Annotated in this window: 22 protein-coding genes; 18 read left to right on the top strand and 4 right to left on the bottom strand. The window is 52.0% G+C overall.

Going from position 1 to position 25,667, the window contains the following annotated elements; all coding sequences use genetic code 11:
* The first annotated feature begins 6 nt into the window (after window positions 1-6).
* The 12 genes from INT19_RS14640 (at window position 7) to lpxC (ending at window position 14,705) form a co-directional block, all read left to right on the top strand.
* The gene (locus INT19_RS14640; RefSeq protein WP_193061306.1) at window positions 7-1,500 is read left to right on the top strand and encodes a UDP-N-acetylmuramoyl-L-alanyl-D-glutamate--2,6-diaminopimelate ligase; all 1,494 of its coding nucleotides are present in this window, start codon (window positions 7-9) and stop codon (window positions 1,498-1,500) included.
* A complete protein-coding gene (locus INT19_RS14645; protein WP_193061307.1) occupies window positions 1,500-2,858 on the top strand; it encodes a UDP-N-acetylmuramoyl-tripeptide--D-alanyl-D-alanine ligase in 1,359 nt (452 codons plus the stop codon). The genes INT19_RS14640 and INT19_RS14645 overlap by 1 nt, the downstream gene beginning before the upstream one ends.
* Before the next feature lie 9 nt (window positions 2,859-2,867).
* A complete protein-coding gene (gene mraY / locus INT19_RS14650; protein WP_089037724.1) occupies window positions 2,868-3,950 on the top strand; it encodes a phospho-N-acetylmuramoyl-pentapeptide-transferase in 1,083 nt (360 codons plus the stop codon).
* 59 nt (window positions 3,951-4,009) lie between these two features.
* Window positions 4,010-5,404 carry a UDP-N-acetylmuramoyl-L-alanine--D-glutamate ligase gene (gene murD, locus INT19_RS14655; RefSeq protein WP_193061385.1) on the top strand — a complete coding sequence of 465 codons (1,395 nt, stop codon included), beginning with the start codon at window positions 4,010-4,012 and terminating at the stop codon, window positions 5,402-5,404.
* Window positions 5,401-6,582, top strand: a complete 1,182-nt coding sequence (gene ftsW / locus INT19_RS14660; protein WP_089037726.1) for a putative lipid II flippase FtsW — start codon at window positions 5,401-5,403, stop codon at window positions 6,580-6,582. The genes murD and ftsW overlap by 4 nt, the downstream gene beginning before the upstream one ends.
* Window positions 6,583-6,600: 18 nt before the next feature.
* Entirely contained in the window at window positions 6,601-7,698 is a 1,098-nt protein-coding gene (gene murG / locus INT19_RS14665; RefSeq protein WP_193061308.1) for an undecaprenyldiphospho-muramoylpentapeptide beta-N-acetylglucosaminyltransferase, read from the top strand.
* A gap of 53 nt (window positions 7,699-7,751) precedes the next feature.
* Window positions 7,752-9,164, top strand: coding sequence for a UDP-N-acetylmuramate--L-alanine ligase (gene murC / locus INT19_RS14670; RefSeq protein WP_193061386.1), 1,413 nt, complete (start codon window positions 7,752-7,754; stop codon window positions 9,162-9,164).
* Complete coding sequence (locus INT19_RS14675; RefSeq protein WP_193061309.1) at window positions 9,161-10,102, top strand: D-alanine--D-alanine ligase; 942 nt, start codon at window positions 9,161-9,163, stop codon at window positions 10,100-10,102. Before murC ends, INT19_RS14675 begins: the two co-directional genes overlap by 4 nt.
* Entirely contained in the window at window positions 10,099-10,812 is a 714-nt protein-coding gene (locus INT19_RS14680; protein WP_089037729.1) for a cell division protein FtsQ/DivIB, read from the top strand. The genes INT19_RS14675 and INT19_RS14680 overlap by 4 nt, the downstream gene beginning before the upstream one ends.
* A 318-nt stretch (window positions 10,813-11,130) precedes the next feature.
* Window positions 11,131-12,420, top strand: a complete 1,290-nt coding sequence (gene ftsA / locus INT19_RS14685) for a cell division protein FtsA (protein WP_089037730.1) — start codon at window positions 11,131-11,133, stop codon at window positions 12,418-12,420.
* Window positions 12,421-12,454: 34 nt separating this feature from the next.
* On the top strand, window positions 12,455-13,633 hold the full coding sequence (gene ftsZ / locus INT19_RS14690; RefSeq protein ID WP_089037731.1) for a cell division protein FtsZ: 1,179 nt from the start codon (window positions 12,455-12,457) through the stop codon (window positions 13,631-13,633).
* Between the two features lie 160 nt (window positions 13,634-13,793).
* Entirely contained in the window at window positions 13,794-14,705 is a 912-nt protein-coding gene (gene lpxC, locus INT19_RS14695) for a UDP-3-O-acyl-N-acetylglucosamine deacetylase (protein ID WP_089037732.1), read from the top strand.
* 96 nt (window positions 14,706-14,801) lie between these two features.
* On the opposite strand, the gene INT19_RS14700 is transcribed toward lpxC, so the two are convergent.
* A complete protein-coding gene (locus INT19_RS14700; protein ID WP_193061310.1) occupies window positions 14,802-15,278 on the bottom strand; it encodes a DUF721 domain-containing protein in 477 nt (158 codons plus the stop codon).
* Between the two features lie 111 nt (window positions 15,279-15,389).
* On the opposite strand from INT19_RS14700, the gene INT19_RS14705 reads away from it, so the two are divergent.
* The 4 genes from INT19_RS14705 to INT19_RS14720 all read left to right on the top strand — a co-directional run bounded on the left by INT19_RS14705 (window position 15,390) and on the right by INT19_RS14720 (window position 20,886).
* On the top strand, window positions 15,390-15,758 hold the full coding sequence (locus tag INT19_RS14705; protein ID WP_193061311.1) for a hypothetical protein: 369 nt from the start codon (window positions 15,390-15,392) through the stop codon (window positions 15,756-15,758).
* A 69-nt stretch (window positions 15,759-15,827) separates the two neighbouring features.
* Window positions 15,828-18,560: a preprotein translocase subunit SecA gene (gene secA / locus INT19_RS14710; protein ID WP_193061312.1), complete on the top strand. Its 2,733-nt coding sequence runs from the start codon at window positions 15,828-15,830 to the stop codon at window positions 18,558-18,560.
* Window positions 18,561-18,596: 36 nt separating this feature from the next.
* Window positions 18,597-19,826 (top strand): bifunctional glutamate N-acetyltransferase/amino-acid acetyltransferase ArgJ, encoded by a 1,230-nt coding sequence (argJ, locus tag INT19_RS14715; RefSeq protein WP_193061313.1) that lies wholly within the window; start codon window positions 18,597-18,599, stop codon window positions 19,824-19,826.
* 112 nt (window positions 19,827-19,938) lie between these two features.
* On the top strand, window positions 19,939-20,886 hold the full coding sequence (locus INT19_RS14720) for a Nudix family hydrolase (RefSeq protein WP_038485369.1): 948 nt from the start codon (window positions 19,939-19,941) through the stop codon (window positions 20,884-20,886).
* A gap of 71 nt (window positions 20,887-20,957) precedes the next feature.
* On the opposite strand, the gene INT19_RS14725 is transcribed toward INT19_RS14720, so the two are convergent.
* Both INT19_RS14725 and INT19_RS14730 read right to left on the bottom strand, forming a co-directional pair.
* Complete coding sequence (locus INT19_RS14725; protein WP_193061314.1) at window positions 20,958-21,860, bottom strand: carbon-nitrogen hydrolase; 903 nt, start codon at window positions 21,858-21,860, stop codon at window positions 20,958-20,960.
* Window positions 21,861-21,869: 9 nt separating this feature from the next.
* A complete protein-coding gene (locus tag INT19_RS14730; protein WP_193061315.1) occupies window positions 21,870-22,940 on the bottom strand; it encodes an agmatine deiminase family protein in 1,071 nt (356 codons plus the stop codon).
* Window positions 22,941-23,139: 199 nt separating this feature from the next.
* Here INT19_RS14730 and INT19_RS14735 point away from each other — a divergent pair, with 199 nt between their 5' ends.
* Window positions 23,140-24,381, top strand: a complete 1,242-nt coding sequence (locus INT19_RS14735) for a lipoprotein-releasing ABC transporter permease subunit (protein ID WP_089037739.1) — start codon at window positions 23,140-23,142, stop codon at window positions 24,379-24,381.
* 10 nt (window positions 24,382-24,391) lie between these two features.
* Window positions 24,392-25,102: an ABC transporter ATP-binding protein gene (locus INT19_RS14740; RefSeq protein ID WP_193061316.1), complete on the top strand. Its 711-nt coding sequence runs from the start codon at window positions 24,392-24,394 to the stop codon at window positions 25,100-25,102.
* Window positions 25,103-25,114: 12 nt separating this feature from the next.
* Here INT19_RS14740 and INT19_RS14745 read toward each other — a convergent pair whose 3' ends face one another.
* Window positions 25,115-25,666: a DUF2062 domain-containing protein gene (locus INT19_RS14745; protein ID WP_193061317.1), complete on the bottom strand. Its 552-nt coding sequence runs from the start codon at window positions 25,664-25,666 to the stop codon at window positions 25,115-25,117.
* Window position 25,667 lies beyond the last annotated feature (1 nt).

The following is a 25,667-nucleotide window of genomic DNA, read 5'->3' on the forward strand; positions in this document are numbered from 1 at the left end:
GATTGCATGAGGTTGTCCCCAGAAAGTCTATGGATAGCGCTAAAGCAGGTTTGGCCCAACGCCGTGTTACCTAAGGAGCTGCCTAAATTGCCAGAGCAGCTTCGCTTAGTGACGGATACACGTAAGTTAGCGATGGGTGATGTATTTGTGGCTGTCCCTGGTAGTCAGCGTGATGGTTATGAGTTTGTTGATCAAGCAGTGGCGGCAGGTGCGTCACTCGTTTTGGCGCATACAAGAGAAGGTGGTGTTTCACTGGACGGGCAAATACTTTATTTGCCGCATCTGTCTATGCGACTTGGCGAGCTAGGTCGCACACTGTTTTCTGTTCCTAAAGACCTTCAGGTGATTGGGGTGACGGGCACCAATGGGAAAAGCTCTGTTACCCATTATATAGCAGCGTTAAGTGAACTGCTTGGCAAGCCTGCTGGGGTGATTGGGACATTAGGTGTTGGTCGCCTTGGCCAATTGGTCGACACAGGCCTTACTACGCCTGGCTCATTGGCAATGCAAGAAACCTTGGCTGATTTGGCTAACCAGGGAGTGAAGCGTGTGGCGCTTGAAGCTTCTTCACATGCCCTTGAGCAACGCCGTTTAGACGCAGTGAACGTCGCCGCAGGCGTATTCACCAACCTGACGCGAGATCACCTTGATTACCATGGCAGTATGGCGGCTTATGCCGCTGCAAAAGCAAAGTTGTTCCGGCGTTCTGAGCTTTTGCTTGCGGTCGTCAATGCAAATGATCCTCTTGCGCGGCTAATGTTGGCAGGCTGTGATAGCCGTGTGCGTGTTTTGGCAGTAGGCGACGATGTAGTAGTGACGCTGCGCGTGATTGGTTGGCATCCCCATGAGCATGGTCAACAGGCTCTTGTTGCTACGCCGGAAGGTGAGAAAACGCTTAATCTTGGTTTGATGGGGCGGTTTAACCTAGACAATGTGCTGTTAGCCATTAGTGCGCTTTATGGATTGGGCGAGCCTTTAGAGCAGTTGTTTGAGTCGGCAACTGAGTTGGGCCCAGTGCCTGGGCGTATGGCGTTATACCGCGAGGTTAATGCGCCCAGCGTTGTTATCGACTATGCCCACACGCCGGATGCATTAGCTAATGCTCTCGAAGCGCTGAAAGAGCATTTAGGGAGCACCGGAAAGCTGTGGTGCCTGTTCGGTTGTGGTGGTGAGCGTGATACGGGAAAGCGAGCAGAAATGGCTGCTGTAGCGGAGCAGCGAGCTGACCACGTGATCGTTACTGACGATAATCCGCGTACGGAGTCTGCCGAGCAAATTCGCCAACAAATTATGTCGGGTTTTTCTGCTGCGGCTGCCTTTACGGAAATAGGTGATCGTAGTCAGGCGATTTGTCATGCGGTTCAGCAGGCTGATCCCCAGGACGTTATCTTGGTGGCCGGAAAAGGGCATGAGGCCTATCAGCACATTGGTAACGTGCGTCATGACTACCAAGATAGCGAACAAGTGATAAAAGCCTTCAAACTTAGGGCTGCCATGTGATGAACTGGTCGTTAGCTAGTATTGCTTCAGCGCTAAAACTTTCTGTCCCGCAAGCTTTATGCCAGTTGTCGGTGACGGCGGTCATTACCGATACGCGTCATATTGTGCCGGGCTGTCTGTTTGTGGCTTTGAAGGGGCCGCGTTTTGATGGCCATGATTTTATTGAGCAGGCGCTTGAGAAAGGCGCTGCAGCTGCTCTGGTTGAGCGCCCGGTAAGCAGTTTGCTTCCTCAGCTGGTATGCGCAGACACGCGTTTGGGCCTTGGCCTGCTGGCCCGGGCTTGGCGTGAGCATTGTGAGCTGCCGCTGGTGGCTGTCACCGGCAACAGCGGTAAAACAACCGTTAAAGAGATGACGGCCGCGCTACTTTCGCCATTGGGTGGTGTGCTTGCTACCGAGGGCAACTTAAACAATGATATTGGTGCGCCGCTGACGTTGCTGCGTTTAGCAACGCACCATCAGGCAGGTGTGATTGAGCTAGGGGCTAATCATTTGGGCGAAATTGCCTGGACCAGCCAGTTGACCTCCCCTAATGTCGCCATCATTACCAATGTAACAGGCGCGCATGTTGGAGAGTTTGGCGGTATGGGGCAAATTGCCCAAGCCAAAAGCGAAATATTAGCCGGGCTAGTGGAAGATGGTATTGCGGTGCTAAACCGCGATGACGACTACTTTGAATTTTGGTCAGCCTGTGCGGGAAGCAAGAAAGTTGTAAGCTACGGCTTTCATGGCGATGCGGACGTTCACGCGTCCGCACTTTCGTGTGACTCTTTGGGGCGGTATGCTTTTACGCTTGTTGAACGTGGCCAAATCCTGGGTGACGTCCAGCTGCCCTTGATTGGTAAGCATAATGTGAGTAATGCTTTGGCGGCTGCTGCAGCGGCTCTCGCATTAGGTGTTACACCAGAGCAAGTAGTGACGGGGCTATGCGAATTGTCCTCATTATCAGGTAGGTTAAGCATCGTGCCCGGTGTGCGCAATACGACGTTGTTAGACGACACGTACAATGCAAATCCTGGTGCTGTGAAAGCGGCGTTGGATGCGTTAGCGAACTTTCCTTCACCGCGCTGGTGCGCGCTTGGCGCAATGGGGGAGCTGGGCAACGAGTCTCATGCCCTACATACTGAGATTGGTCATTACGCTGCGTCACTGGGTATCGATACATTACTGACTTTTGGTGATGCCGCCCGTTCAGCAAGTGAAGCCTTCGGTCGCGGGCTGCATTTTGACGACCACGAGACGCTAGTGCGTCATGTTATTAATACTCTGCCGCCTAACACCACACTGTTGGTGAAAGGATCGCGTAGTGCAGGCATGGAAAATGTCATTGCTGCGCTACGTGCGGATGAAACAAGGTAAGCGCCGTTCATGTTACTTCACCTGGCGAATTTTCTAGCCCAATATCAGTCTACTTTCCAAGTTTTTAACTATTTAACCTTACGTGTCATTCTCGCAGCGTTAACGGCCCTCATGCTATGCCTGTGGCTTGGGCCCTGGGTTATACGCCGGTTAGTGGAAGGCCAGATTGGCCAAGCAATTCGTGATGATGGCCCTCAATCTCATTTGTCTAAAGCAGGTACGCCCACGATGGGTGGGGCAATGATATTGTTGGCTATTGCTATCAGCACGCTGGTCTGGGGCGATTTAACCAATCATTATGTTTGGGTGGTGCTGCTGGTCACATTAGGCTTCGGGGCTATTGGCTGGGTCGACGATTATCGCAAGGTTGTTGAAAAGAACCCGCGTGGATTACCCGCTCGTTGGAAGTATTTCTGGCAGTCGGTGGTGGGTATTGGCGCTGCATTGGTGCTTTATCTCACGGCCGCGACACCGGCTGAAACTAGCTTATTGATCCCGATGTTTAAAGATGTCGCGTTGCCGCTTGGCGTGTTCTATATCGTGTTGACCTATTTTGTGATCGTTGGCAGCTCTAACGCAGTCAATCTCACGGATGGCCTTGATGGCCTAGCGATCATGCCCACTGTGCTGGTGGCGATGGGCTTGTCCGTATTTGCCTATGCAAGCGGGAATGCTGTGTTTGCCAACTATTTACATATTCCTTTTATTCATGGGACCGGCGAATTGGCTGTTTTCTGTGCCACTATTGCTGGTGCGGGCCTGGGCTTCTTGTGGTTCAACACTTATCCCGCTCAAGTGTTTATGGGTGATGTAGGGGCGCTGGCGCTAGGTGCCGCGCTAGGCGTTGTCGCCGTTATTGTGCGCCAAGAAATTGTGCTGTTTATTATGGGCGGTATCTTTGTACTTGAAACGGTCTCGGTGATTCTTCAAGTTGGCTCTTATAAGCTTACCGGTCGGCGTATTTTCCGTATGGCGCCGTTGCATCACCACTACGAGTTGAAAGGTTGGCCAGAGCCGCGGGTCATTGTGCGTTTCTGGATTATTACCGTCGTACTGGTGCTGTTAGGGTTGGCTACGCTTAAAGTTCGATGATTAGCAAAGTAATAGCGGCAGTGTTGCCACTATTAGCGTGATGCACAAAGGAGCCGGTCATCGTGCGAGTCGCAAATGGAATCACCGTTGTTATTGGCCTGGGAATTTCTGGGCAAGCTATTTGTCGGCATTTGGCGCGTCAAGGCGTGCCATTTATGGTGGCAGATACGCGAGCCGAGCCTCCGGGGCTACACGCTTTTCAGAACGAAAACCCCAATGTTGAGGTTTATTGTGGTCCGTTAACGGCGCTTGATTTTACAGATGCCTACGAAGTGGTGGTCAGCCCTGGTGTCGATCCTCATTCGCCAGGGCTTGATGGCTTGCTAGAGCGTTATAATCCAGCAACGGGGGAGCCCGTACTGGTAGGTGAGATTGCTTTGTTTGTTCGCGCGGTGAATGCGCCGATCGCCGCTATTACTGGCTCTAATGCCAAGTCAACTGTTACGACATTACTCGGCGAGATGGCTAGAGTGGCTGGTGTTAAAGCTGCGGTGGGTGGCAATTTGGGTACGGCTGCATTGGATTTATTAGCTGAATGCCCTGATGCCGAGCTTTACATCCTTGAACTCTCAAGCTTTCAGCTGGAAACAACGCCTCATTTGGGTGCTAAAGCGGCTGCTTTTTTAAACCTCTGTGAAGATCACTTAGATCGTCATGGAGATATGGTGGGTTACCGCCGCGCTAAGCAGCGTATTTTTCGCGGTGCGCAATCAGTCATTGTCAACGCGGATGATGCGCTCACTTGGCCAGAGTCGCCTGTTGATCATGTAGAGCGTTTTACGGCCTTCGCACCCGCAGGTAATGACTGGGGGGTAGTTGAAAAAGGGGGCGAGTTAACGCTGTTCCAAGGTGATACTGCTTGGCTTGGCACAGCAGCTCTCAGCATGGCAGGGCGGCATAACTATGCCAATGCACTAGCAGCCTTGGCAATGGGTAAGGCGTTGGGCTTCGCAAAAGCACCGATGTGCCAAGCATTAACTGCTTTTAAGGGGCTGCCCCATCGTAGTGAAGTAATCGCTCGTATCAATGACGTTATGTGGGTGAATGATTCAAAAGGTACTAACGTTGGCGCTACGCTGGCCGCCATTCAAGGCATCAGCGCATCGCTGACAGGGAAAGTAATATTATTGGCCGGTGGTGTCGGCAAAGGTGCTGACTTTACCCCTCTGGCGATGCCTCTGGCAGAGAGCGCTAAAACTGCGGTGCTATTTGGTGCTGACGCACGCCGTCTTGAGGCCGCTATCTCATCTGCTGTTCCAGTGCATCTAGTCAACGATTTAACTCAAGCGATGGAAGTGGCCTGGGAAATAGCTGAACCCGGCGACTGTGTATTGCTGTCACCCGCCTGCGCAAGCCTAGATCAGTTTGTCAATTACCAGGCGAGAGGCGATGCCTTTCGGGATTGGGTTGAGCAGAAGCATAAACAGCATAATCACTCAGGAGAGAGGTTATGAGTCGAGTGCAGCGTATCCGCGATACTTTGACAACGCGGCATTTACCCTCCGATGTGTGGTTGATCGTCGCCGCCGTAGCGTTAGCTGGGTTAGGCTGGGTGATGGTAAGTTCGGCATCGGTAGGTCTGCTTGAAAATACCTATCACTACTCTCGGCAGCATGGCATTTTTCTATTTCTGGCTATATTGGCTTGTTTTTTTATGCTGTGTGTTCCTTTGGAAGCATGGCGGCAAAACGCAGCGCTGATTTTGCTAGTGAGCATCATCATGCTAGTGCTGGTGCTCGTGGTTGGTCAGGAAGTTAACGGCAGTAAACGCTGGATTTCACTACCTGGTCCCTTGCCTAGCCTGCAAGTTTCCGAGCTTGGAAAAATCGGTTTGATTTTTTACATGGCGGCTTTCATGTCCCGCTTTACCTATGACCTACGCCAACGGGCATTCAGTATGTGGCGACCTTTAGCGGTGCTTGCCGTTCCGGCGGGGCTGCTTTTTCTTGCTCCCGATTTTGGCGGCATGGTGGTATATACCGTGTGCGTTATTGGTATGTTAATGATGAGCGGCGCTTCACTTACCCTGCTATTTGGTAGTGGTGGCGTATTGGCTGTTGGCGCCGTCATGATGGTCGTTATGGAGCCTTACCGATTAGCGCGGTGGACGAGCTTTTTGGACCCATGGGCTGATCAGTTTGCCACTGGCTATCAGCTTACTCAGGCGCTGATTGCTTTCGGTCGTGGGCATGTGACCGGTACTGGTTTAGGTAATAGTGTTCAAAAACTTCACTACCTGCCTGAAGCTCACACCGACTTTATTTTTGCTGTCATCGCAGAAGAACTCGGCATGATGGGGGCCATTCTCGTTGTACTGCTATTTACCTTGCTCATTACCAGGGCAATGTTGATTGGTCGTCGTGCAGAATTGGCAGGCCATTTATTTGGTGCCTATGTCAGCTATGGCATAGGTTTCGTTATCGCAGCTCAGGCATTTATTAATATGGCGGTAAGCTCGGGGCTGTTGCCAACGAAAGGGCTAACATTGCCGTTGATTAGCTATGGCGGTTCAAGTTTATTGGTAACCGGTATGATGATTGGCTTGTTGTTGCGCGTAGATGCGGAGACGCGTCACCGTCCGCGTCGTGTATCGACACCCTATAAATCACGCCATGAACCTCGGTTACCGTAACTACTCAAGGAGTTGTTTGTGACGACGAACGCACGTCGACGCATTTTAATTATGGCAGGAGGTACCGGAGGTCATGTTATTCCGGCGCTTTCGCTAGCACGTTCGCTCAAAGCCCACAATGTCGACGTTGAGTGGCTGGGAAGCCCAAGAGGGATCGAAAATCGCCTAGTACCAGAAGCAGGTATTACGCTTCATACCATCGACATAAGCGGTCTGCGTGGCAACGGAGTAACTGGCTGGCTGAAGGCACCGCTGAACCTTTCCCAAGCCGTACTGCAAGCTCGAAAGGTAATTCGCCGCTTCAATCCTGATGTGGTGGTTGGGTTAGGCGGGTTTGCCAGTGGCCCAGGTGGGCTGGCAGCGTGGCTTTCCAGGGTGCCATTGGTGATACATGAACAAAATGCTATTGCTGGGCTGACCAATAAAGTGCTCTCAAAATTGGCGACTCGCACATACGCGGCGTTTGCTGAGGCTTTTGGTGACAAGGCAGAAGTGATTGGCAATCCGGTGCGAGAAGATATTGCTGCACTGGGTGAGCATCCAAGGAGTGCTTCTGAACTGGCCGTTCGCCCGCTGCGGTTATTAGTTGTTGGTGGTTCGCTAGGAGCGGTCGCACTGAATGAGCGTTTACCGCCCGGGCTGGCGGGCTTGCCGCCAGAGCGACGCCCTGATGTTCGCCATCAAGCGGGCAAAGACCGAGATGTGGCGACGGCAAGCGCCTATGTCGAGCATGGAATTGTGGCGGATGTTACTCCCTTTATTGACGATATGGCGGCTGCGTATAAGTGGGCCGATTTAGTCGTTTGTCGTGCCGGAGCGCTAACAGTGGCAGAGCTTGCCGCAGCTGCAAAGCCCGCCTTGCTAGTGCCGTTTCCATTTGCTGTTGATGATCATCAGCGGGTCAATGCTGACGTTTTAGTAAAGGCCGGGGCAGCACTTTGTGTCACACAGTCTGAGCTGACCCCCGAGCGATTAACACACTATTTAGATGAGCTATTAGTCCCTAGCGTTTTGTCAGGCATGGCTTCTAAAGCCCGCCAGGCGGCCTACTTAGAGGCGACTGAGCGTCTTACGAAGGGATGTTTAGCGCTGGTTAAACAAGGAGAGACTGCGTGACCGACTCTATTAATAATGCGTTGCACTCGGGTGTCCGTCCAAGCGGCCCTGGTATGCGCCGTATTAAGCGTTTGCACTTTGTTGGCATCGGTGGCGCAGGTATGTGTGGAATCGCTGAAGTGCTCGCAAATCAGGGTTACAGCGTCAGCGGTAGCGATATGAAGGCATCGACTGTTGTTGAGCGCCTTCGACAGTGTGGCGTTAACGTTGCTATCGGTCATGCTGAAGAGAATGTGGTAGGCGCTGACGTCGTGGTTGTCTCCAGCGCCATTGATGCAACAAATCCTGAAATCCGTTGGGCTCATGAGCATCGTGTGCCCGTGGTTAGGCGTGCTGAAATGCTGGCCGAACTAATGCGCTTTCGCCATGGCATTGCTGTCGCAGGAACCCATGGAAAGACGACCACAACCAGTTTGACGGCAACGTTGCTGGCGGAAGGCGGATTGGATCCCACCTTTGTGATTGGTGGAAAACTTACCAGTGCTGGCGCTAACGCTCGGTTGGGTGAGGGTGATTATCTAGTCGCTGAGGCAGATGAATCGGATGCGTCGTTTCTTCATCTGCAGCCAATGGTCTCTATTGTGACGAACATAGATGCAGACCATATGGCGACCTATGGTGGGGATTTTGAGCGCTTAAAAAGCACATTCATCGAGTTTCTGCATAATTTGCCGTTTTACGGGCTGGCAGTGCTGTGTATTGATGACGCTAACATTCGGTCGATGCGTGACCAGGTAAAACGTCAGTTTGTCACCTACGGTTTCGATGAAGATGCTGACTACCGCATTGTGGACTTTACTCAGCAAGGCGGTGAAGTCTCGTTCACCGCAGTGCGTCCTGGGGAAGCTGCTCCATTGGCTATTCGGCTAGCAATGCCCGGTCGCCACAATGCGTTAAACGCGATGGCGGCGATTGTTGTAGCAACGGATGCTGGGGTAAGTGACGATGCCATTCTTCGTGGGCTGGCAAGTTTTGCCGGTGTAGGGCGCCGCTTTCAAGTGCATGGCCACTTCAGCGCCCCCAATGCTGATGGCGATATCATGTTAGTAGACGATTACGGACACCACCCCCGTGAAGTTGACATGGTTATCCAGGCAGTTCGTGCAGGTTGGCCCGAACGTCGATTGGTCATGTTGTACCAGCCGCATCGCTACAGTCGCACCCGCGATCTTTATGAAGATTTCGTTCGTGTGCTTTCTCAAGTGGATACGCTCGTTCTATTGGATGTTTATAGCGCTGGGGAAGCTGTGATTCCAGGCGCGGAGGGTCGCACCCTTGCTGGGTCTATTCGTCAGCGAGGAGAAGTCGATCCATTGTTCGTTGAGCATAAGCAGGAGCTACCTGCGCTGTTAAGCAAGCTGCTGCGTCCTGGGGATATTTTTATTACTCAAGGCGCTGGTGATGTGGGTGGTATTTCGCTTCGTTTCGCGCATGCCAAATTATCGCTAGATAAGGTAGAGCTATGAGTACAGCAATGTCATTGAATGACCCCTTGGCACGCGTTGTTGTTGTTTATGGTGGTACTTCAGCAGAGCGCGAAGTGTCGCTTAAAAGCGGTGCGGCTGTGCTTGACGCGTTAAAGCGTCAAGGTGTCGATGCCATTGGCTATGATCCAAAAGAAGAGGGTTTGGTAGGGCTAGAACGCCTTGCCCCAACGGCTATTTTTGTGGCTCTTCATGGTCGTGGTGGCGAAGATGGTACGCTGCAGGGAGCGCTAGAGCTTTTAGGGCTGCCCTACACTGGCAGTGGGGTGTTGGCGTCAGCGTTAGCAATGGATAAGCAGCGTACGAAGCAAGTCTGGCAAGCCGTAGGGCTACCCACCCCTCAAAGCATCATGCTCAGCGAGACATCTGATTGGTCTATGGTGGTGTCGCAATTAGGTTTACCAATGATGGTAAAGCCTGTTCACGAAGGTTCCACGCTGGGGATTAGTATCGTTAAAAGCCAGGAGGCACTAGAAGCGGCCTATCACGAGGCGGCGAACTATGACGCCCGTGTCATGGCTGAGCGGTTCATTGTAGGTGAAGAGTATACCGTTGCTCTGCTTGATAATGACGTGTTGCCGGCAATTCGTGTCGAAGTCCCAGGCGGTTTTTATGATTACGAAGCCAAATACATTGCTAACACTACTCAGTATCACCTGCCCAGTGGCTTAGCATCTAGTGACGAGCAGGCCTTGGCAGAACTATGCAAGAAAGCGTTTGATGCTGTAGGTGGCGAAGGCTGGGGGCGTGTAGATGTGATGCGCGATGCGATAGGCAAGTTTTGGCTGATTGAAGTTAATACTGTGCCAGGAATGACGGATCATAGTTTAGTGCCTCAAGCGGCGGCGCATGCGGGCATAGAGTTTGATCAGTTGGTGTTGCGTATACTGAATACTGCGGTTCAACGCAGCTGCTCATGAAGAAGCGTAATGCGTGGTTAGGCCTCATATTGCTGGCACTGTTACTAGGTGCTGGTGGGCGTGCCTTATGGCTATGGTTAGATAAGCCTATTGAGCGTGTGTCTATTCGTGGCGAGTGGGAATATGTGAGTGCTGATTACCTCCGTACTCAGCTAGCGCCACTCGTTCAAGAGGCAACTTGGCTCTCGGCAGATTTAGGTGAGCTACGTAGGCGTGCATTGAAAATTGGCTGGCTGGATGAAGTTAGAATTTCCAGAGAGTGGCCAAATGCACTTGTATTTGAGCTGGTAGAGCAAACGCCAGTGGCCCGCTGGAACGATGATTTTCTACTTAACCCCAAAGGTGAGTCGTTTGCGTTTGCGCCACTAGGTGTGCCTCAAGGGCTCCCTGATTTGGCTGGGCCGACGGGAAGTGGCGAAGAAGTGCTTACTTATTATCGCCGCTTAACGCCTCATTTCCAGGGATTATCGTTGTCACTTTCTCAATTACGCCTAGAGCCCCGTGGTGCATGGCGGCTCCAGTTAAGTAATGGTGCCTGGGTAATGTTAGGAAGACGTCAGCATGAAATCCGATTAGCTCGTTTGTCGGCATCGTGGCAGCGTGAGCTTGCTCAGGTTGGTGAGCATATTCGCTATATCGATTTGCGCTACCCCAATGGGGTTGCAGTTGCCTGGCACGGAGAAAGTGACTTTGCAGAAGAGGATGAGTAATAAGCGACTTACAATGTGCAAAAAGTAGGTAAATGTAAGTGGTTGCCAACAGCGAAAAGCCATGAATAGGGTTTAAATCGCACACAAAGGCGATTATCGTAGGCGTGCGCTAGTCGTATTGTCAGTATTGTTTCTATACTATGTTATAGCTGATGCTTTTTTATGGGCTTTTTTATTTAATCATGATCAGCATTTGGCTTGATATTACGGTAGCCGTCAATGTTATTCAGCGTGATTTTGTATCGCCGTTTTAACAATGTTGGCGCAGTTACGACTAACAAGTTTCTTTTAAAATTTTTCTAGGAGATTATCCGACTCATGGCAGGCTCACCCAACGCATCCAATATGGTTGTCGGGCTGGACATTGGAACGTCCAAAGTCGTCGCGATAGTCGGTCAACCCACCGATGACGGCGGGATTGAGATAGCGGGTATCGGCTCTCATCCATCACGCGGCATGAAGCGCGGTGTGGTCATTAATATCGAATCAACCGTGCAATCTATTCAGCGTGCTGTTGAAGAAGCGGAATTAATGGCTGGTTGTGATATTCATTCTGTCTATGTCGGCGTTGCTGGTAGCCATATCAGTTCAATGAACTCAGATGGTGTGGTTGCTATTAAAGAAAGGGAAGTCACACCATCCGATATCGAGCGCGTTATTGACTCAGCCCGCGCACGTGCGGTCTCGGAAGGGCAGCGTGTATTACATGTATTGCCCCAAGAGTTCTCAATCGATGCTCAAGGTGGTATCCGTGAACCTTTAGGAATGTCAGGCGTTCGTTTAGAGGCGCAGGTTCACCTTGTGACAGCGGCATTGAACGCCGTTCAAAATATTGAGAAATGTGTTCGGCGATGTGGTCTGGACGTTGACGCAATCATTCTTGAACAGCTAGCTTCTAGTATGGCGGTGCTTACCGAAGACGAGCGAGAATTAGGCGTTTGCATGGTGGATATTGGTGGGGGAACCACTGATATGGCCATTTTCAGTGAAGGTGCCATTCGCCATACTGCCGTTATACCGATAGCGGGCGACCAAGTCACTAATGACATAGCAATGGCATTGCGCACACCAACGCAGCATGCCGAAGAGATTAAAGTTAAATACGCTTGCGCACTGACACAGCTGGCGGCAAGCGATGAAATGATTAAAGTTCCCAGCGTAGGAGATCGTCCGGCTCGTGATTTATCGCGACAGGCACTTGCTGAAGTGGTTGAGCCGCGTTACGAGGAACTATTTACGTTGGTGAGAGACGAATTACGCCGTAGTGGCTATGAAGATATGGTGGCTGCTGGTGTTGTGCTCACTGGTGGCACCTCGCGTATGGAAGGGGTTAGCGAATTGGCAGAAGAGATTTTTCATATGCCTGTTCGTATTGCATGTCCGCAAAATGTCAAAGGGTTGGCTGATGTGGTACGCAATCCAATTTATGCAACAGGTGTGGGTTTACTGCATTATGCATTGCAAGAAGCGCGACATGGGCAAGGCCTAGAAAGCCACGGGGAAGTCGTTGCTGCGCATAAAGGACGCAACGAAGTCGTCAGGCGTGATATCAAGGAAGGTCAATCGGCGCTGGTAAGAATTAAAGGCTGGTTCAAAGGAAATTTCTGACAGGGCCGCAAGCGCGGTTCAGGAGACGGGGCTTATGTTCGAATTGGTAGATAACGCACCCTCGAGCAGTGCGGTCATCAAAGTGGTCGGTGTTGGCGGTGGCGGTGGCAACGCGGTCAACCACATGGTCGAAAGTAATATCGAAGGCGTTGAGTTTATCTGCGCTAACACCGACGCTCAAGCGCTTAAGCGAGTGTCTGCAAAAACAGTCTTGCAGCTTGGTGGTGAAATCACCAAGGGGCTTGGGGCCGGTGCCAATCCTGAAGTCGGCCGCCAAGCCGCCATGGAAGACCGTGACCGCATCGCTGAGTTATTAACCGGTGCAGATATGGTATTCATCACAGCTGGCATGGGTGGTGGTACAGGTACCGGCGGTGCGCCTGTTGTTGCTCAGGTTGCCAAAGAGTTAGGTATTTTGACGGTTGCCGTGGTAACTCGCCCCTTCCCGTTTGAAGGGCCGAAGCGCATGCGCGCCGCTGAAGAAGGTATGAAAGAGCTTTCTGAGCACGTTGATTCGTTGATCACTATTCCCAACGAAAAACTGCTTTCTGTGCTAGGTAAGAACGCCACGCTGCTAACCGCCTTTAGCGCTGCTAACGATGTGTTGTTGGGGGCCGTTCAAGGTATCGCAGAGCTGATTACCAGCCCAGGCATTATTAACGTCGATTTTGCTGATGTTCGCACCGTTATGTCAGAAATGGGCATGGCGATGATGGGTACCGGTGGAGCAACTGGCGAGAATCGTGCTCGCGAAGCGGCTGAAAAAGCCATTCGTAGCCCGCTGCTTGAAGATATTGATCTGCATGGTGCTCGCGGTATCTTGGTCAATATTACTGCTGGCCCTGACTTGTCGATCGGTGAGTTCAATGACGTAGGTGCTACAGTTCAAGAGTTTGCTTCTCAGGAAGCAACTATTGTGGTGGGTACCTCTATCGACATGGAAATGTCCGATGAGCTACGTGTGACCGTGGTGGCTGCTGGGCTGGATGGTAACAAAGGCAAAGTTGCCTCACGTGAGCCAGTGCGTCGGTCTGCTGCCGAAGCATCCTCAGATTACCGCAAGTTACAACAGCCAACTGTCATGCGTCAGCAGGCAACGGCGCGTAAAGAAGCGCCTGAGCCCGCTGCGAAACCTCGGGCCGAGAAGCGTCGCGCCCCTGATGCAGATGACTATTTGGACATTCCCGCATTTTTACGCCGTCAGGCAGATTAACTGACGCTATCGGGGTCATTGAAACAGCAAACGAGAGTTTTATTGGTTAAAACGCTCGTTTGCTGTTAAAGTGAACACTGTTTCTTAACTTTCTTTCCCCTAGCGGTACTTGTCGGCACTTTTGCCGGTGACCGCCGTCATTAGAGTTCGACCACTGCCCATGATCAGACAACGCACATTACAAAACGTCATTCGCGCCACCGGAGTGGGTCTGCACTCTGGCAAAAAAGTCCACTTGGCTTTGCGCCCGGCGCCAGCTAATACCGGAATTGTGTTTATCCGGACCGACCTGGAGCCTGTGGTTCACGTGCCGGCTCGTGCCGAATTGGTGGAAGACACCACATTATGCACCGCGCTTTCTTACCGCGGTGTGAAAGTCGCGACGGTCGAACATTTGATGTCGGCATTTGCTGGATTGGGCATTGATAATGCCTATGTCGATGTAAGTGCGCCTGAAGTGCCTATCATGGACGGCAGCGCCAGTCCATTTGTGTTCTTAATTCAGTCAGCGGGCATTTTAGAGCAAGATGCACCTAAGCAATTTATCCGCATTAAGCGCCGTGTTGCCGTCAGTGATGGCGACAAAGAAGCCGTCTTTTTGCCTCATCAAGGGTTTAAAGTCTCCTTTTCAATCGACTTTAATCACCCTGTATTTGAGCAACAAAAACAAACCGCGTTAATCGATTTTTCAACAACGTCGTTTGTGAAAGAGGTTTCTCGTGCACGTACCTTCGGGTTTATGCGCGATCTGGAATTTTTGCGATCCAATAATCTTGCGCTTGGCGGTAGCTTAGACAATGCCATTGTTGTCGATGATTACCGCATCGTTAACGAAGGTGGCTTGCGCTATGACGATGAGTTCGTCAAGCATAAAGTGCTGGATGCTATTGGTGATTTGTACCAACTTGGCCACAGTTTGATTGGTGAGTTCCAGGGGGTTAAATCAGGCCATGCGCTCAACAATCGGTTGTGCCGCGAGTTGTTAGCGCAGCCCGACGCCTATGAAATCGTCACCTTTGAAGAAGACAAAGCGGTTGCACCTATCTCTTACTCGGCACCTGCAATGGCATAGATTGCAGGCTTGTTGGGCGGGTGAGTGGCATGTGGCAATAGTAAAAAGCACCGCTAAAGCGGTGCTTTTTTGCGTATTGGCGCTGGCAATGCGTGGCTATGAATGTTTGTCATCTGAATGATTAGGTGCATGCGCCGCAAGACGCTCCAGGGCGTTTCTAAGCGAGGGGTTGTCAGTGTCTTTAGCGCATTCAGTTAGCGTTTTTCCTGCGTTTTCTGAGAGGATGCGCGTGTAGCGCTTGGGGCTTTCAATCGGCCGAACGGGCCGCACTTTCAGGGTAAAGCCGGTAACGCTTTCAAACCCTGGCAACTGATGCAGTAGGGTTAGCAATCGCGGCTGTTCATAGCGTAACCACGTTAACCAGCTTGCTTGGCCACTTATTAACGTCAATCGTCCGTCCCGAAAGCCCCCGACGAAAATATGCTCACGCATTGCTTCAGGAAGGTGGGCGCGTAAATGGCGCTGAGCCTGATCAATTAAGCGGGACTGTCGCATAAGCTGTCCAGCGCTGCCCGACTTAGTCAGCAGTTGGGTAATGGGCTGTGCGCGGGATCGCTTAACCTTTATACTCATTAACTTGATTCCTGGAACGTTGCTGGCTGCGCCACACTCTCGGTTGTCACCAGCGTTCTGTATTGTCTTTTAATTGATAGAGCCTAACACGCTCGGGAGCCAGTCCACAGCATGTCATCAACGCCAGATGTTTTGTCTGCTTCGCCGCGGCGGCAACGCCGAAATGGCCTAGCGCGTTGGTGGCTGGCAGGCCTCTTAGTGAGCTGTTTGTTACCTGCTAGTTTACATCCTTCAGATGCATTTCGTAGTGGTGAGCGCGGCGTCATCATCTGTTTTTGGGTGCCCGCGATGCTGCGTGCCCAATCTGAATGGATCGCCAAGAAGCGCTGTGCGCTGCGCCGCTGGGTACGAAAAAAAGCGCGCATCCATCCTGTCGTCTTGCACGGTTCCCGCTATTTTCTTCATATCCCACGTCGATTGGTTGCCGCGATTGATGTGCTGACCCCTCGTGGTCCGCCAGCTCAGCTGTCTGTTTACTAAATTTACCCTTATTTGCCTTATATAAAAGGGCGTGCCTGAATGGGGCGCTCGTGAAGATTTGGAACTTTCATGATTAATAATTTGTTACGTAAAGTTGTTGGCTCTAAAAATGATCGCGACGTTAAACGCATGCAAAAAAGTGTGCTCAGTATTAACGTTTTAGAGCAGGCGCTTGAAGGGGTGAGTGACGCTGAGTTGCAGGAAAAAACAGGGCTGCTCCGTCAAAAATTAGCAGAAGGCGCGTCTGTTGATAGTTTGTTGCCTGAAGCATTTGCCGTCGTGCGAGAGGCCAGTAAGCGGGTAATGAAAATGCGCCACTTTGACGTCCAGATGGTCGGTGGCATGACGTTGCATCGTGGCCGTATTGCGGAAATGAAAACCGGTGAGGGTAAAACCCTGGTGGCGACGCTTGCCGTCTATTTAAATGCGCTGCCAAGCAAGGGTGTGCATGTTGTCACCGTGAACGACTACCTTGCTCGTCGTGATGCTGAGTGGATGCGGCCCTTGTATGAGTTCCTTGGGCTATCGGTAGGCGTTATCTATGCTGGTCAAACGGGTGAAGAGAAGCGCCATGCCTATCAGTGTGACATCACTTACGGTACTAACAATGAGTTTGGTTTCGACTATCTGCGCGACAACATGGCGTTCTCGCTTGAGGATAAAGTGCAGCGTGGCCTGCATTACGCCATTGTCGATGAAGTCGACTCTATTTTAATTGATGAGGCCCGTACGCCGTTAATTATCTCGGGCGCAGTGGATGAAAACACTGATTTGTATGGCATTGTGAATCGTCTGGCTCAACAGTTAGAGCAAGGTGAAGCCTCTGAAGACAGCGATGCGCCGGTTACGGGAGATTTCCTGCTTGATGAAAAACAAAAGCAGGTAGAGCTTACCGAGCAGGGACATAACAAAGTTGAAGAGCTAATGCGTGCCGAAGGGCTGTTGGGCGAGGGCGAATCGCTTTATGCCGCACAAAACCTAAACTTGCTTCAGCATATGCATTCCGCGCTGCGCGCACGGCATCTTTATCATTTAGACGTTGATTACATCGTGTCTGAAGGCCAGGTCGTCATCGTTGATGAGCATACTGGGCGTAGTATGCCGGGACGCCGTTGGTCAGAAGGGCTGCACCAAGCGGTTGAAGCGAAAGAAGGGGTGACGGTTCAGCGAGAGAGCCAGACACTGGCATCGACTACTTTCCAGAACTATTTCCGTTTGTATGAAAAGCTCGCAGGTATGACCGGTACCGCTGATACCGAAGCGTTCGAATTTCGGCAAATTTATGGCCTGGATGTGGTCGTCATTCCAACGAATCGACCGCTTGCTCGTAAAGATCTGAATGATTTGGTTTATTTGAGTGCGGAAGAGAAATACGAAGCGATTATTAAAGATGTGAGGGCCGAAACCGAGGCAGGGCGCCCCGTGCTCGTCGGTACGGCATCGATTGAAACCTCTGAGTACCTAGCTCGCCTTATGCGCGAAGCTGGCCTGGCGTTTAATGTGCTGAATGCTAAACAGCACCAAAGCGAAGCAGAAATCATCGCTCAAGCAGGTCGTCCTGGCGCCATTACTATTGCAACGAATATGGCGGGTCGTGGTACCGATATCGTTCTGGGGGGGAACTGGGAAGCAGAAGCAGCTAAGCTGCAGAATCCCACTCAAGAACAGATTGATGCTCTAAAGGCAGAGTGGCAGAAGCGTCATGATGGTGTTTTAGAAGCGGGTGGCTTGCATGTGATTGGTTCTGAGCGCCATGAGTCCCGTCGTATTGATAACCAGTTGCGTGGCCGTGCGGGACGTCAAGGTGACCCAGGCTCTACACGCTTCTTCCTCTCGTTAGAAGACAGTTTGATGCGCTTGTTTGGTTCTGACCGAGTGAAGCGCTTGATGCTGGCTCTTGGGCTAGAGCGCGGTGAGGCGATTGAGCACAAGATGGTGTCTAACGCTGTCGAGCGCGCCCAGAAAAAAGTAGAGGGGCGCAACTTTGATATCCGCAAGCAGTTGCTCGAATACGATGATGTCGCTAACGACCAGCGTCGAGTTATCTACGAACAGCGTAATGAAATTCTTTCCGCTGACGAGGTTTCCGACGCCGTTATCGGTATTCGTGAAGAAGTCATGGAAGATGCCATCAGTGATTATGTGCCACCTCAGAGCTTGGCTGAGCAGTGGGATTTGCCTGGGTTAGAGGCGCATCTTAAAACTGAATTCAATCTTGATGCTCCTGTTACGCAGTGGGCGGCAGAGGATGAGCGTTTCAGTGAAGAGAAGCTGCGTGAGCGTTTACAAACGATGCACCGCGATGCGTATCAAGCCAAAATTGAGGCTGCTGGTGCCACGTTGATTCGTCGTTTTGAAAAACAAGTCATGCTCCAGGTATTGGATACCCGTTGGAAAGAGCATCTTCAGTCGATGGATCACTTGCGTCGCGGTATTCATTTGCGTGGTTACGCCCAGAAGAACCCTAAGCAAGAGTACAAGCGAGAGTCCTTCGAGTTGTTCCAGCATCTGCTAACGAACATCAAAGCTGACGTTACGCGTATTTTAAGCCACGTTCAGGTTCGTCAGCCTGAAGAGGTTGATGCGTTAGAGCAAAAACGCCGCGAAGAGTCAGTGCGTGAACGTGCGACAGCAGCAAGCCGCCACGATGACCCTAGCGCCCAGCAGGACGATGTTTCACAGGACGCGCCAGGGGCTGATGGTCGTCCGCTGCGTCGTGAAGGACCGAAAGTAGGGCGCAATGATCCGTGCTCATGTGGGTCCGGTAAAAAATATAAGCAGTGCTGCGGAAAACTAAGCTAATCACGCGTGGCGAAATTCAGCGCAAAGGAGAAAAACATGGCGGTGGGAAATCTTGCTTTTCCGGAATTGCCACCCCTTAATGGGGTGCGCCTGGGTAGTGCAATGGCAGGTATTAAAAAGCCGGATCGCCGTGATGTTGTGGTGATTGAGCTACCTGAAACTGCCACGGTAGCTGGGGTTTTTACTCGTAATGCGTTTTGTGCTGCCCCAGTAGTCGTTGCGAAAGCGCATCTTGAAGCGTGTACAAGCGCAGGGCGTGTGCCTCGCTACTGGCTGGTAAATACTGGCAATGCCAATGCTGGTACTGGCGCATCAGGCTTGCAGGATGCTTATGCCAGCTGTGAAGCGCTTGCTAAGCAAATGGGCGTTGATAAAAGCCAGGTCTTGCCCTTTTCAACCGGCGTGATTGGCGAACCTCTGCCCATGACGCGCCTGCTTGCCGGTATGCCCCATGCGCTAAATTCCTTAACGGATACTAGCCTTGCATGGCAGCAAGCGGGTGAGGGAATTCTAACCACGGATACCCGTGCCAAGGGCGCAACGGCAACCGTTTCAATTGGCGATCAGCAGGTCACGATCAACGGTATTACCAAAGGTTCAGGCATGATTAAGCCTAATATGGCGACCATGTTGGGCTTTGTAGTAACGGATGCGGCGATTGCACAGCCGTTGTTAGCAAGTTTGTTACGTGAAACGGTAGATCACTCCTTCAACTGCATCACTGTCGATAGCGATACATCAACCAACGATGCGTGCATGTTGGCAGCGACAGGTACCGGCGCTCGCATCGAAAACGAAGAGCAGGTGGCCATTTTCCGCAATGCGCTGCAATGCGTCATGACCGAGCTTGCTCAAGCGATTATTCGTGATGGCGAAGGGGCAACTAAGTTTGTGACGCTCCAGGTGGATGAAGCGACCACTCGGCAGGAAGCCTTGGATGTTGCTTTTACCGTTGCTCACTCGCCGCTGGTGAAAACCGCGCTCTACGCTTCTGATGCTAACTGGGGGCGTATTCTAGCCGCTGTTGGGCGCGCGCCGGTTGAGGCATTCGATGTTAACCAAGTCGTGATTGATTTGGGTGGCGTTCGCTTGGTTGAACAGGGTGGCCGTGCCGACAGTTATACAGAGGCTGCGGGCAGTGCCGTCATGGCGCAGGAAGAGATCATCATTCGCATTAATTTGGGCCGTGGTGAAGAGAGTGCCACTGTGTGGACCTCGGACCTATCTCATGACTATGTGACTATCAACGCGGATTACCGTAGCTGAAGTGCACTGAAAAGTAGCCAAAAACAGTTGCAGTGACGTGCTAATGCAGCGAGATAGCGTCGTCTTTGGTTAGGGCGGCGCGCAAAAAGTGGGTAAAGACGTAATGAGTGTAATGGTAAAACGACGAGTTCATGTCGCGGCGGCTGCAATGATCAGCGCCGATCAGAAGCGGGTGCTGATTGCGCGTCGGCCCTCTAATGTCGATCAAGGCGGCCTATGGGAGTTTCCTGGGGGCAAGCTGGCGCCTTATGAAACAGGCTTGGAAGGTCTCAAGCGTGAGCTTCACGAAGAGCTTGGCGTCGAGATTGTACGGGCCCGGCCTCTTATCCGTGTTCATCATGAGTATCCTGATAAGCACATCCTGCTAGATGTTTGGCAAGTCCAAGAGTTTGCAGGTGAGCCGTTTGGCCGTGAGGGGCAGGCTGTGCGCTGGGTGCCTATGGAAGAGTTGGTGAACTATCCTTTCCCTGCCGCTAACTTGCCTATTTTGCGTGCGGTGATGTTGCCCACCGATTATCTGATTACCGGCGAAGAAGCTGACGAAGAGCGTTTCGATAGCTTGTTAGAAAGAGCGCTTAGTGAAGACGGTGTCAGACTCGTACAGCTGCGGGCAAAAAATCTTGATGAAGCGGCATACATTGCCCGTGCTGAGCGCGCGCTGCGCCTTTGCCGTCAGTACGATGCAAAGCTGCTGCTGAATGGCGAGCCTGCACTACTTGACGCTGTTGATGCTGACGGTATTCATTTAACCAGCGCACGGTTAATGGACCTTGAGCGTCGCCCGATTGCAGAAAATAAATGGCTCTCGGCGTCGACTCACGATCAAAAGCAACTTTCTCAGGCGGCGGTGTTGGGTTGTGATTTTGTCACGCTGTCGCCGTTGCGCACTACGCCTTCTCATCCTGAAGTGGCGCCACTGGGGTGGCATGACTTCCAGCAGCTAGTGGAACGAGCTGGTATGCCGGTGTTTGCACTGGGTGGCATGACACGTTTTGATGCTAACCATGCACGCGCTGTTGGCGCTCAGGGAATTGCGTCTATTCGTGATTTTTGGAAGTAAAGCCAATCGCCACACGTTAGCTTTTTGAATGCTGCGCCTGCTTTCGATGAGAGCAGGCGTCTATGTTTTTATCAATCGCGATAGCGGCGTGTTAAGTCACCGTAAGCATCAATGCGGCGGTCGCGCAAATAAGGCCAAATACGCCGAGTGTTCTCGCTACGCGCCATATCGATGTTGACGACTAATTGCTGCGTCTCTTCACCTGCATGCGCTAGCATTTCTCCCTGTGGGCCGCATACAAAGCTTCCTCCCCAAAACGCAATGCCGTTACCAACGCCAGAGTGGTCGGGTTCAAAGCCGACTCGGTTAGCGACCAGCACGGGCAGCCCGTTAGCGACGCCATGGGAGCGCTGTATAATTGTCCAAGCATCTTTCTGACGGGCTTTTTCAGCGTCATCATCACTTGGATCCCAGCCGATGGCCGTGGGGTAGAGAAGCAGCTCCGCACCGCTTAGTGCCATTAAGCGTGCCGCTTCCGGGTACCATTGATCCCAACAAACCAGGATGCCTAGCCGCCCAACAGAGGTGTCAATAGGCGTGAAGCCTTGGCCACGTCCGTCGTCAGAATCACCAGGGGTAAAGTAAAACTTTTCGTAAAAGGCCGGATCATCCGGGATGTGCATTTTACGGTACTGTCCTACACGTCCTTTTGCGCGGTCATAAACGACGGCTGTATTGTGGTAAAGCCCCGCCGCCCGCTTTTCAAACAGCGACCCCACCAGCACAATATTCAGCTCCTTGGCTAGTTCGGCCAGGTGCTTACCAGTAGGGCCGTCTAGTGGTTCAGCCAAATCAAACAGTGCAGGGTCTTCGTACTGGCAAAAGTAGTGCGTGGCATGCAGCTCCTGAAGCAACACTAATTGTGCGCCTTGGCTAGCAACTGAGCGTATGCCTGCTTCGCTGGCAGCAAGACTACGTGCTTTATCTGGCCACGCGGGCTGTTGAACAACACCGACGGTTAAGCTGTTAGACATGATGGCTCCTTAGGATTGACTAAGCGCAGGGGCAAGGGTGCCTTTCGGTAGCTGCATGGTTAAGCAGTGAAGGCTGCCATGCTGGCGAATGACGCTATTACACTCGATAGGAATCAGGGTGTGTTCTGGAAAGGCAATACTCAACGCTTGCAGCGCGACCAGGTCGGCGGGATCGCCGTAAGTGGGCACCAGTACGGCATTATTGATAATTAAAAAATTCGCATAGGTAGCCGGGAGGCGATGACCATCTTCAGGATCAAAGCAGGCCTGTGGCCACGGCAAGGCGATTAACTGGTAGGGCTCGCCGTTGCGCTGGCGAAACGCCATGAGCTCTTGCTCCATTGCGTTTAGCGCTGGATAGTGAGGATCAGTCGGGTCGTCGCAGCGGACATACGCAATGGTAGAGGGATTGCAAAAGCGCGCGAGCGTATCAACATGACTGTCAGTATCGTCACCTTCAAGATGCCCATTGGCTAGCCATAGGACTCGATCGACGCCAAAATCTTCCGCTAACTGGGCTTCAACATCCGTACGCGAAAGTGACGGATTGCGGTTGGGGTTCAGTAAGCAGGCTTCAGTGGTTAGCAGCGTGCCCTCTCCGTCGGTTTCAATCGCGCCGCCTTCTAGCACCATGCTGCGTGGAGCGATGGGGCAGGTCCACACCCCTGCATCGTTCAGCCACTGAGTGAGGCGATTGTCATGCTCGGCAGGAAATTTACCGCCCCAGCCAGTAAACGTGTAATCCAGCATGAGTGGCTGCTGCGTTTCGTCCACCACGGTGATCGGCCCATGGTCTCGGGCCCAAGTGTCATCCGTGGGAGCGACAATGAGCATCAGTTGTTGTTGGGCAATGCCATAGGCCTCAAACGTCGCAGCCAAGCGATGCTGGGTGGTGTCATCAGGAACGCTGATTAACACGCGCTGATAGCGTGTCGTGGCAATCACGATACGCTCAAGTGTTGCTTCGATGCGCGATAACAGCGGTGCCCAGTCGCCGTCTGGGCGGGGCCAAGTCAGTTGCAAGCCGTCTTGGGGGGACCACTCGGGCAATAAACGGTAAGTCTTGTTAGCCAACGTCACGAATGCTCTTAATAGTCGAAAAAATCCTTGCCCTAAAGACAAGCAGAATGGGCGCAATTTAGGGGCTCGCTTAGCAACATGCAAGCGTTACCGTGCTTGAGGGAACGCTAGGCAGACTTGTTACTCTAACGCAGCGTTCGTACATGCACCCATGCTAAAAAAACCGTACCATGGACGCTTATTACTAAGGAATGATGCCATGCTTGATCGTTTGCCTTTTCTGGTGGGGCTGCGCTACGTGCGCGCTAAACGCCGGAACCACTTTATTTCATTTATTTCGCTAACTTCAATGCTGGGGTTAATGCTTGGCGTGGCAGTGCTGATACTTGTGCTGTCGGTGATGAATGGTTTTGATCACGAGCTGCGTACTCGAATTTTGGGCATGGTGCCTCACACTAAAATTGAATCACAAGCAGGGTTAGTTGAGTGGCAGGCGTTAGCAGAGCAGCTTGTTGAGCGAGAGCGAGTTATTGGTGCAGCGCCCTATGTTGAACAGCAAGGTATGTTTTCAGCGGGTGGCAGAAACCAAGGCGCTATGGTGAATGGCATTCACCCAGACTGGGAAGATCAAGTGTCGATTATTGGTGAGCATATGCGCCAAGGTCAGCTTTCTGATCTGGTGCCTGGTGAGTGGCACGTAGTGCTGGGGTCTATGCTGGCACGCCGCTTGGGCGTTGGGGTAGGTGATCGCGTCACGCTACTTGTTCCAGAGGCATCGATTACACCCGCAGGGGTTTTTCCAAGACTCAAGCGATTCACTGTTAGCGGTATCTTTAGTGTAGGCGCTGATTTAGACGCTAATCTGGCCTATGCCAATATTGAAGATATGCAAACGTTAGCGCGCTTGGGCGACGCGGTGGGTGGCCTACGGCTGGAGCTAGATGACCTGTTCGTGGCTGGCAGTGAAACGCAAGCGATTGTTAACGAACTTGGCGCAGGGTACCGCGGTACGGATTGGACTGCTTCCCATGGCAGTCTATTTCAAGCGATTCAGATGGAAAAGCGCATGATTGCACTGCTGCTTACGGTCATTATTGCCGTTGCCGCATTTAATATAGTGTCTACGCTAGTGATGGTAGTGACCGATAAGCGAGCGGATATTGCCATTTTACGCACCATAGGCGCCACCCCACGTTCGATCATGGGGATTTTTATCGTGCAAGGGCTCACCATCGGTCTGATAGGTATTGCGATTGGCGTTACTGTGGGTGTTCTCCTGGCACTGACTGTCTCTGATTTGATCAGTTGGTTTGAAACAACTTTCGGTATTCAGTTCTTGGATGCCGGGGTTTACTTTATTAGTGACTTGCCCTCTCAACTGCAGTGGGGTGATGTGCGTGATATTGTCATCGCTGCCTTTGGTCTGACCTTCCTCTCGACGCTTTATCCCGCTTGGCGGGCCGCTCGGGTTCAGCCTGCCGATGTACTGCGTTATGAATAAGGAAGTAACGATGACCTCAAGTACCCAGCACTCAACCACAGTTATGTTGGAATGTAACAGCCTGACACGGGTATATAGCGAAGGCCCTCAAGATCTTACCGTATTAGATCAGCTTGAGCTTAAGGTACATGCTGGAGAGCGTGTTGCCATTGTAGGGAGCTCAGGCTCGGGTAAAACAACGCTGTTAAACCTGCTGGGAGGGCTTGATCGGCCTAGCGCTGGTAGCGTAGTGATTGCTGGTGAGCCGTTAGCCGGTCTTAACGAAGCGGCATTAGGCCGTTTTCGGAACCGCTATATCGGCTTTGTCTATCAGTTTCATCACTTGCTAGCTGAGTTCACTGCGCTAGAGAACGCCGCGCTGCCGTTAATTATTCGTGGCCAGTCTAAGAAGGCAGCGGAGCAGCGGGCTATGCAGTTGCTCGAACGAGTGGGCATGAAAGCGCGAGCAGATCATAAACCGGGCGAACTTTCGGGAGGGGAGCGTCAGCGGGTGGCCATTGCCCGTGCATTAGTGACAGATCCCCGTCTTGTGCTAATGGATGAGCCAACCGGGAATCTTGATCAAACCACGGCAGGTACCATTTTAGCGCTTATGGATGAATTGGCTAAAGAGAGTGCCTGCGCGTTTGTTATTGTGACTCATGATGTCAGTTTGGCTGCCCATCAGGATCGGGTATTAAGGCTGGATAGTGGGCGGTTAATTGAGCAGAACAGCGACTAATACCCTAGGGGGTTAGTCGTCGAACTCTGATTCAATACAAGCCCGGCGCTGCCGTCTCTTCAGGCGGCGGCGCTTCCAGTGATGGGAAACATGCCAGCGCCAAATTAGCCGTATGACGATATTGGCAAGCATGGCTAATAGTAAGGCAGAAATTAACGATCCAAGCATTAGCGGTGGCAGGATGTCGTGCATTTGTTCTGCAATCCAGCGCGTGGATATACGCGATGGTGCCTCTCTCACTGGTGCTTCTAACAGAAACGTGCCAATTCGATAATTAAAATAAAAAATAACCGGCATGGTAAGTGGATTGGTAATCCACACCAACCCTACCGAAAGTGCCAAGTTACAACGGCTAAATTTTGCCCCCAGTGCTGCAACTACCATTTGAAACGGTATAGGCAGCATGGCGCAAAAAAGCCCCACGCTGAATGCGTTTGCAACGCTTCGACGTGTTAAAAGCCATAACCCGGGGTCCGCAATTAACGGCGCAATAAAGCGTAGTGAGCGCTGTCGCCTTAATGTGTCGGGTTTGGGCATGTAGCGCTGCAGGAAACGGCGCGGCATG

Origin of the sequence: Halomonas sp. 3A7M (assembly GCF_014897875.1) — a bacterium.
Classification (GTDB): Bacteria; Pseudomonadota; Gammaproteobacteria; order Pseudomonadales; family Halomonadaceae; genus Vreelandella.

What these genes read in the sequence shown, in the direction of transcription:
- INT19_RS14640 (WP_193061306.1), top strand. Translation starts at nt 7, where the DNA reads ATGAGGTTGTCCCCAGAAAGTCTATGGATAGCGCTAAAGCAGGTTTGG.
- INT19_RS14645 (WP_193061307.1), top strand. Translation starts at nt 1,500, where the DNA reads ATGAACTGGTCGTTAGCTAGTATTGCTTCAGCGCTAAAACTTTCTGTC.
- mraY (WP_089037724.1), top strand. Translation starts at nt 2,868, where the DNA reads ATGTTACTTCACCTGGCGAATTTTCTAGCCCAATATCAGTCTACTTTC.
- ftsW (WP_089037726.1), top strand. Translation starts at nt 5,401, where the DNA reads ATGAGTCGAGTGCAGCGTATCCGCGATACTTTGACAACGCGGCATTTA.
- murC (WP_193061386.1), top strand. Translation starts at nt 7,752, where the DNA reads ATGCGCCGTATTAAGCGTTTGCACTTTGTTGGCATCGGTGGCGCAGGT.
- INT19_RS14675 (WP_193061309.1), top strand. Translation starts at nt 9,161, where the DNA reads ATGAGTACAGCAATGTCATTGAATGACCCCTTGGCACGCGTTGTTGTT.
- INT19_RS14680 (WP_089037729.1), top strand. Translation starts at nt 10,099, where the DNA reads ATGAAGAAGCGTAATGCGTGGTTAGGCCTCATATTGCTGGCACTGTTA.
- ftsA (WP_089037730.1), top strand. Translation starts at nt 11,131, where the DNA reads ATGGCAGGCTCACCCAACGCATCCAATATGGTTGTCGGGCTGGACATT.
- ftsZ (WP_089037731.1), top strand. Translation starts at nt 12,455, where the DNA reads ATGTTCGAATTGGTAGATAACGCACCCTCGAGCAGTGCGGTCATCAAA.
- lpxC (WP_089037732.1), top strand. Translation starts at nt 13,794, where the DNA reads ATGATCAGACAACGCACATTACAAAACGTCATTCGCGCCACCGGAGTG.
- INT19_RS14700 (WP_193061310.1), bottom strand. Translation starts at nt 15,278, where the DNA reads ATGAGTATAAAGGTTAAGCGATCCCGCGCACAGCCCATTACCCAACTG.
- INT19_RS14705 (WP_193061311.1), top strand. Translation starts at nt 15,390, where the DNA reads ATGTCATCAACGCCAGATGTTTTGTCTGCTTCGCCGCGGCGGCAACGC.
- secA (WP_193061312.1), top strand. Translation starts at nt 15,828, where the DNA reads ATGATTAATAATTTGTTACGTAAAGTTGTTGGCTCTAAAAATGATCGC.
- argJ (WP_193061313.1), top strand. Translation starts at nt 18,597, where the DNA reads ATGGCGGTGGGAAATCTTGCTTTTCCGGAATTGCCACCCCTTAATGGG.
- INT19_RS14720 (WP_038485369.1), top strand. Translation starts at nt 19,939, where the DNA reads ATGGTAAAACGACGAGTTCATGTCGCGGCGGCTGCAATGATCAGCGCC.
- INT19_RS14725 (WP_193061314.1), bottom strand. Translation starts at nt 21,860, where the DNA reads ATGTCTAACAGCTTAACCGTCGGTGTTGTTCAACAGCCCGCGTGGCCA.
- INT19_RS14735 (WP_089037739.1), top strand. Translation starts at nt 23,140, where the DNA reads ATGCTTGATCGTTTGCCTTTTCTGGTGGGGCTGCGCTACGTGCGCGCT.
- INT19_RS14740 (WP_193061316.1), top strand. Translation starts at nt 24,392, where the DNA reads ATGACCTCAAGTACCCAGCACTCAACCACAGTTATGTTGGAATGTAAC.
- INT19_RS14745 (WP_193061317.1), bottom strand. Translation starts at nt 25,666, where the DNA reads ATGCCGCGCCGTTTCCTGCAGCGCTACATGCCCAAACCCGACACATTA.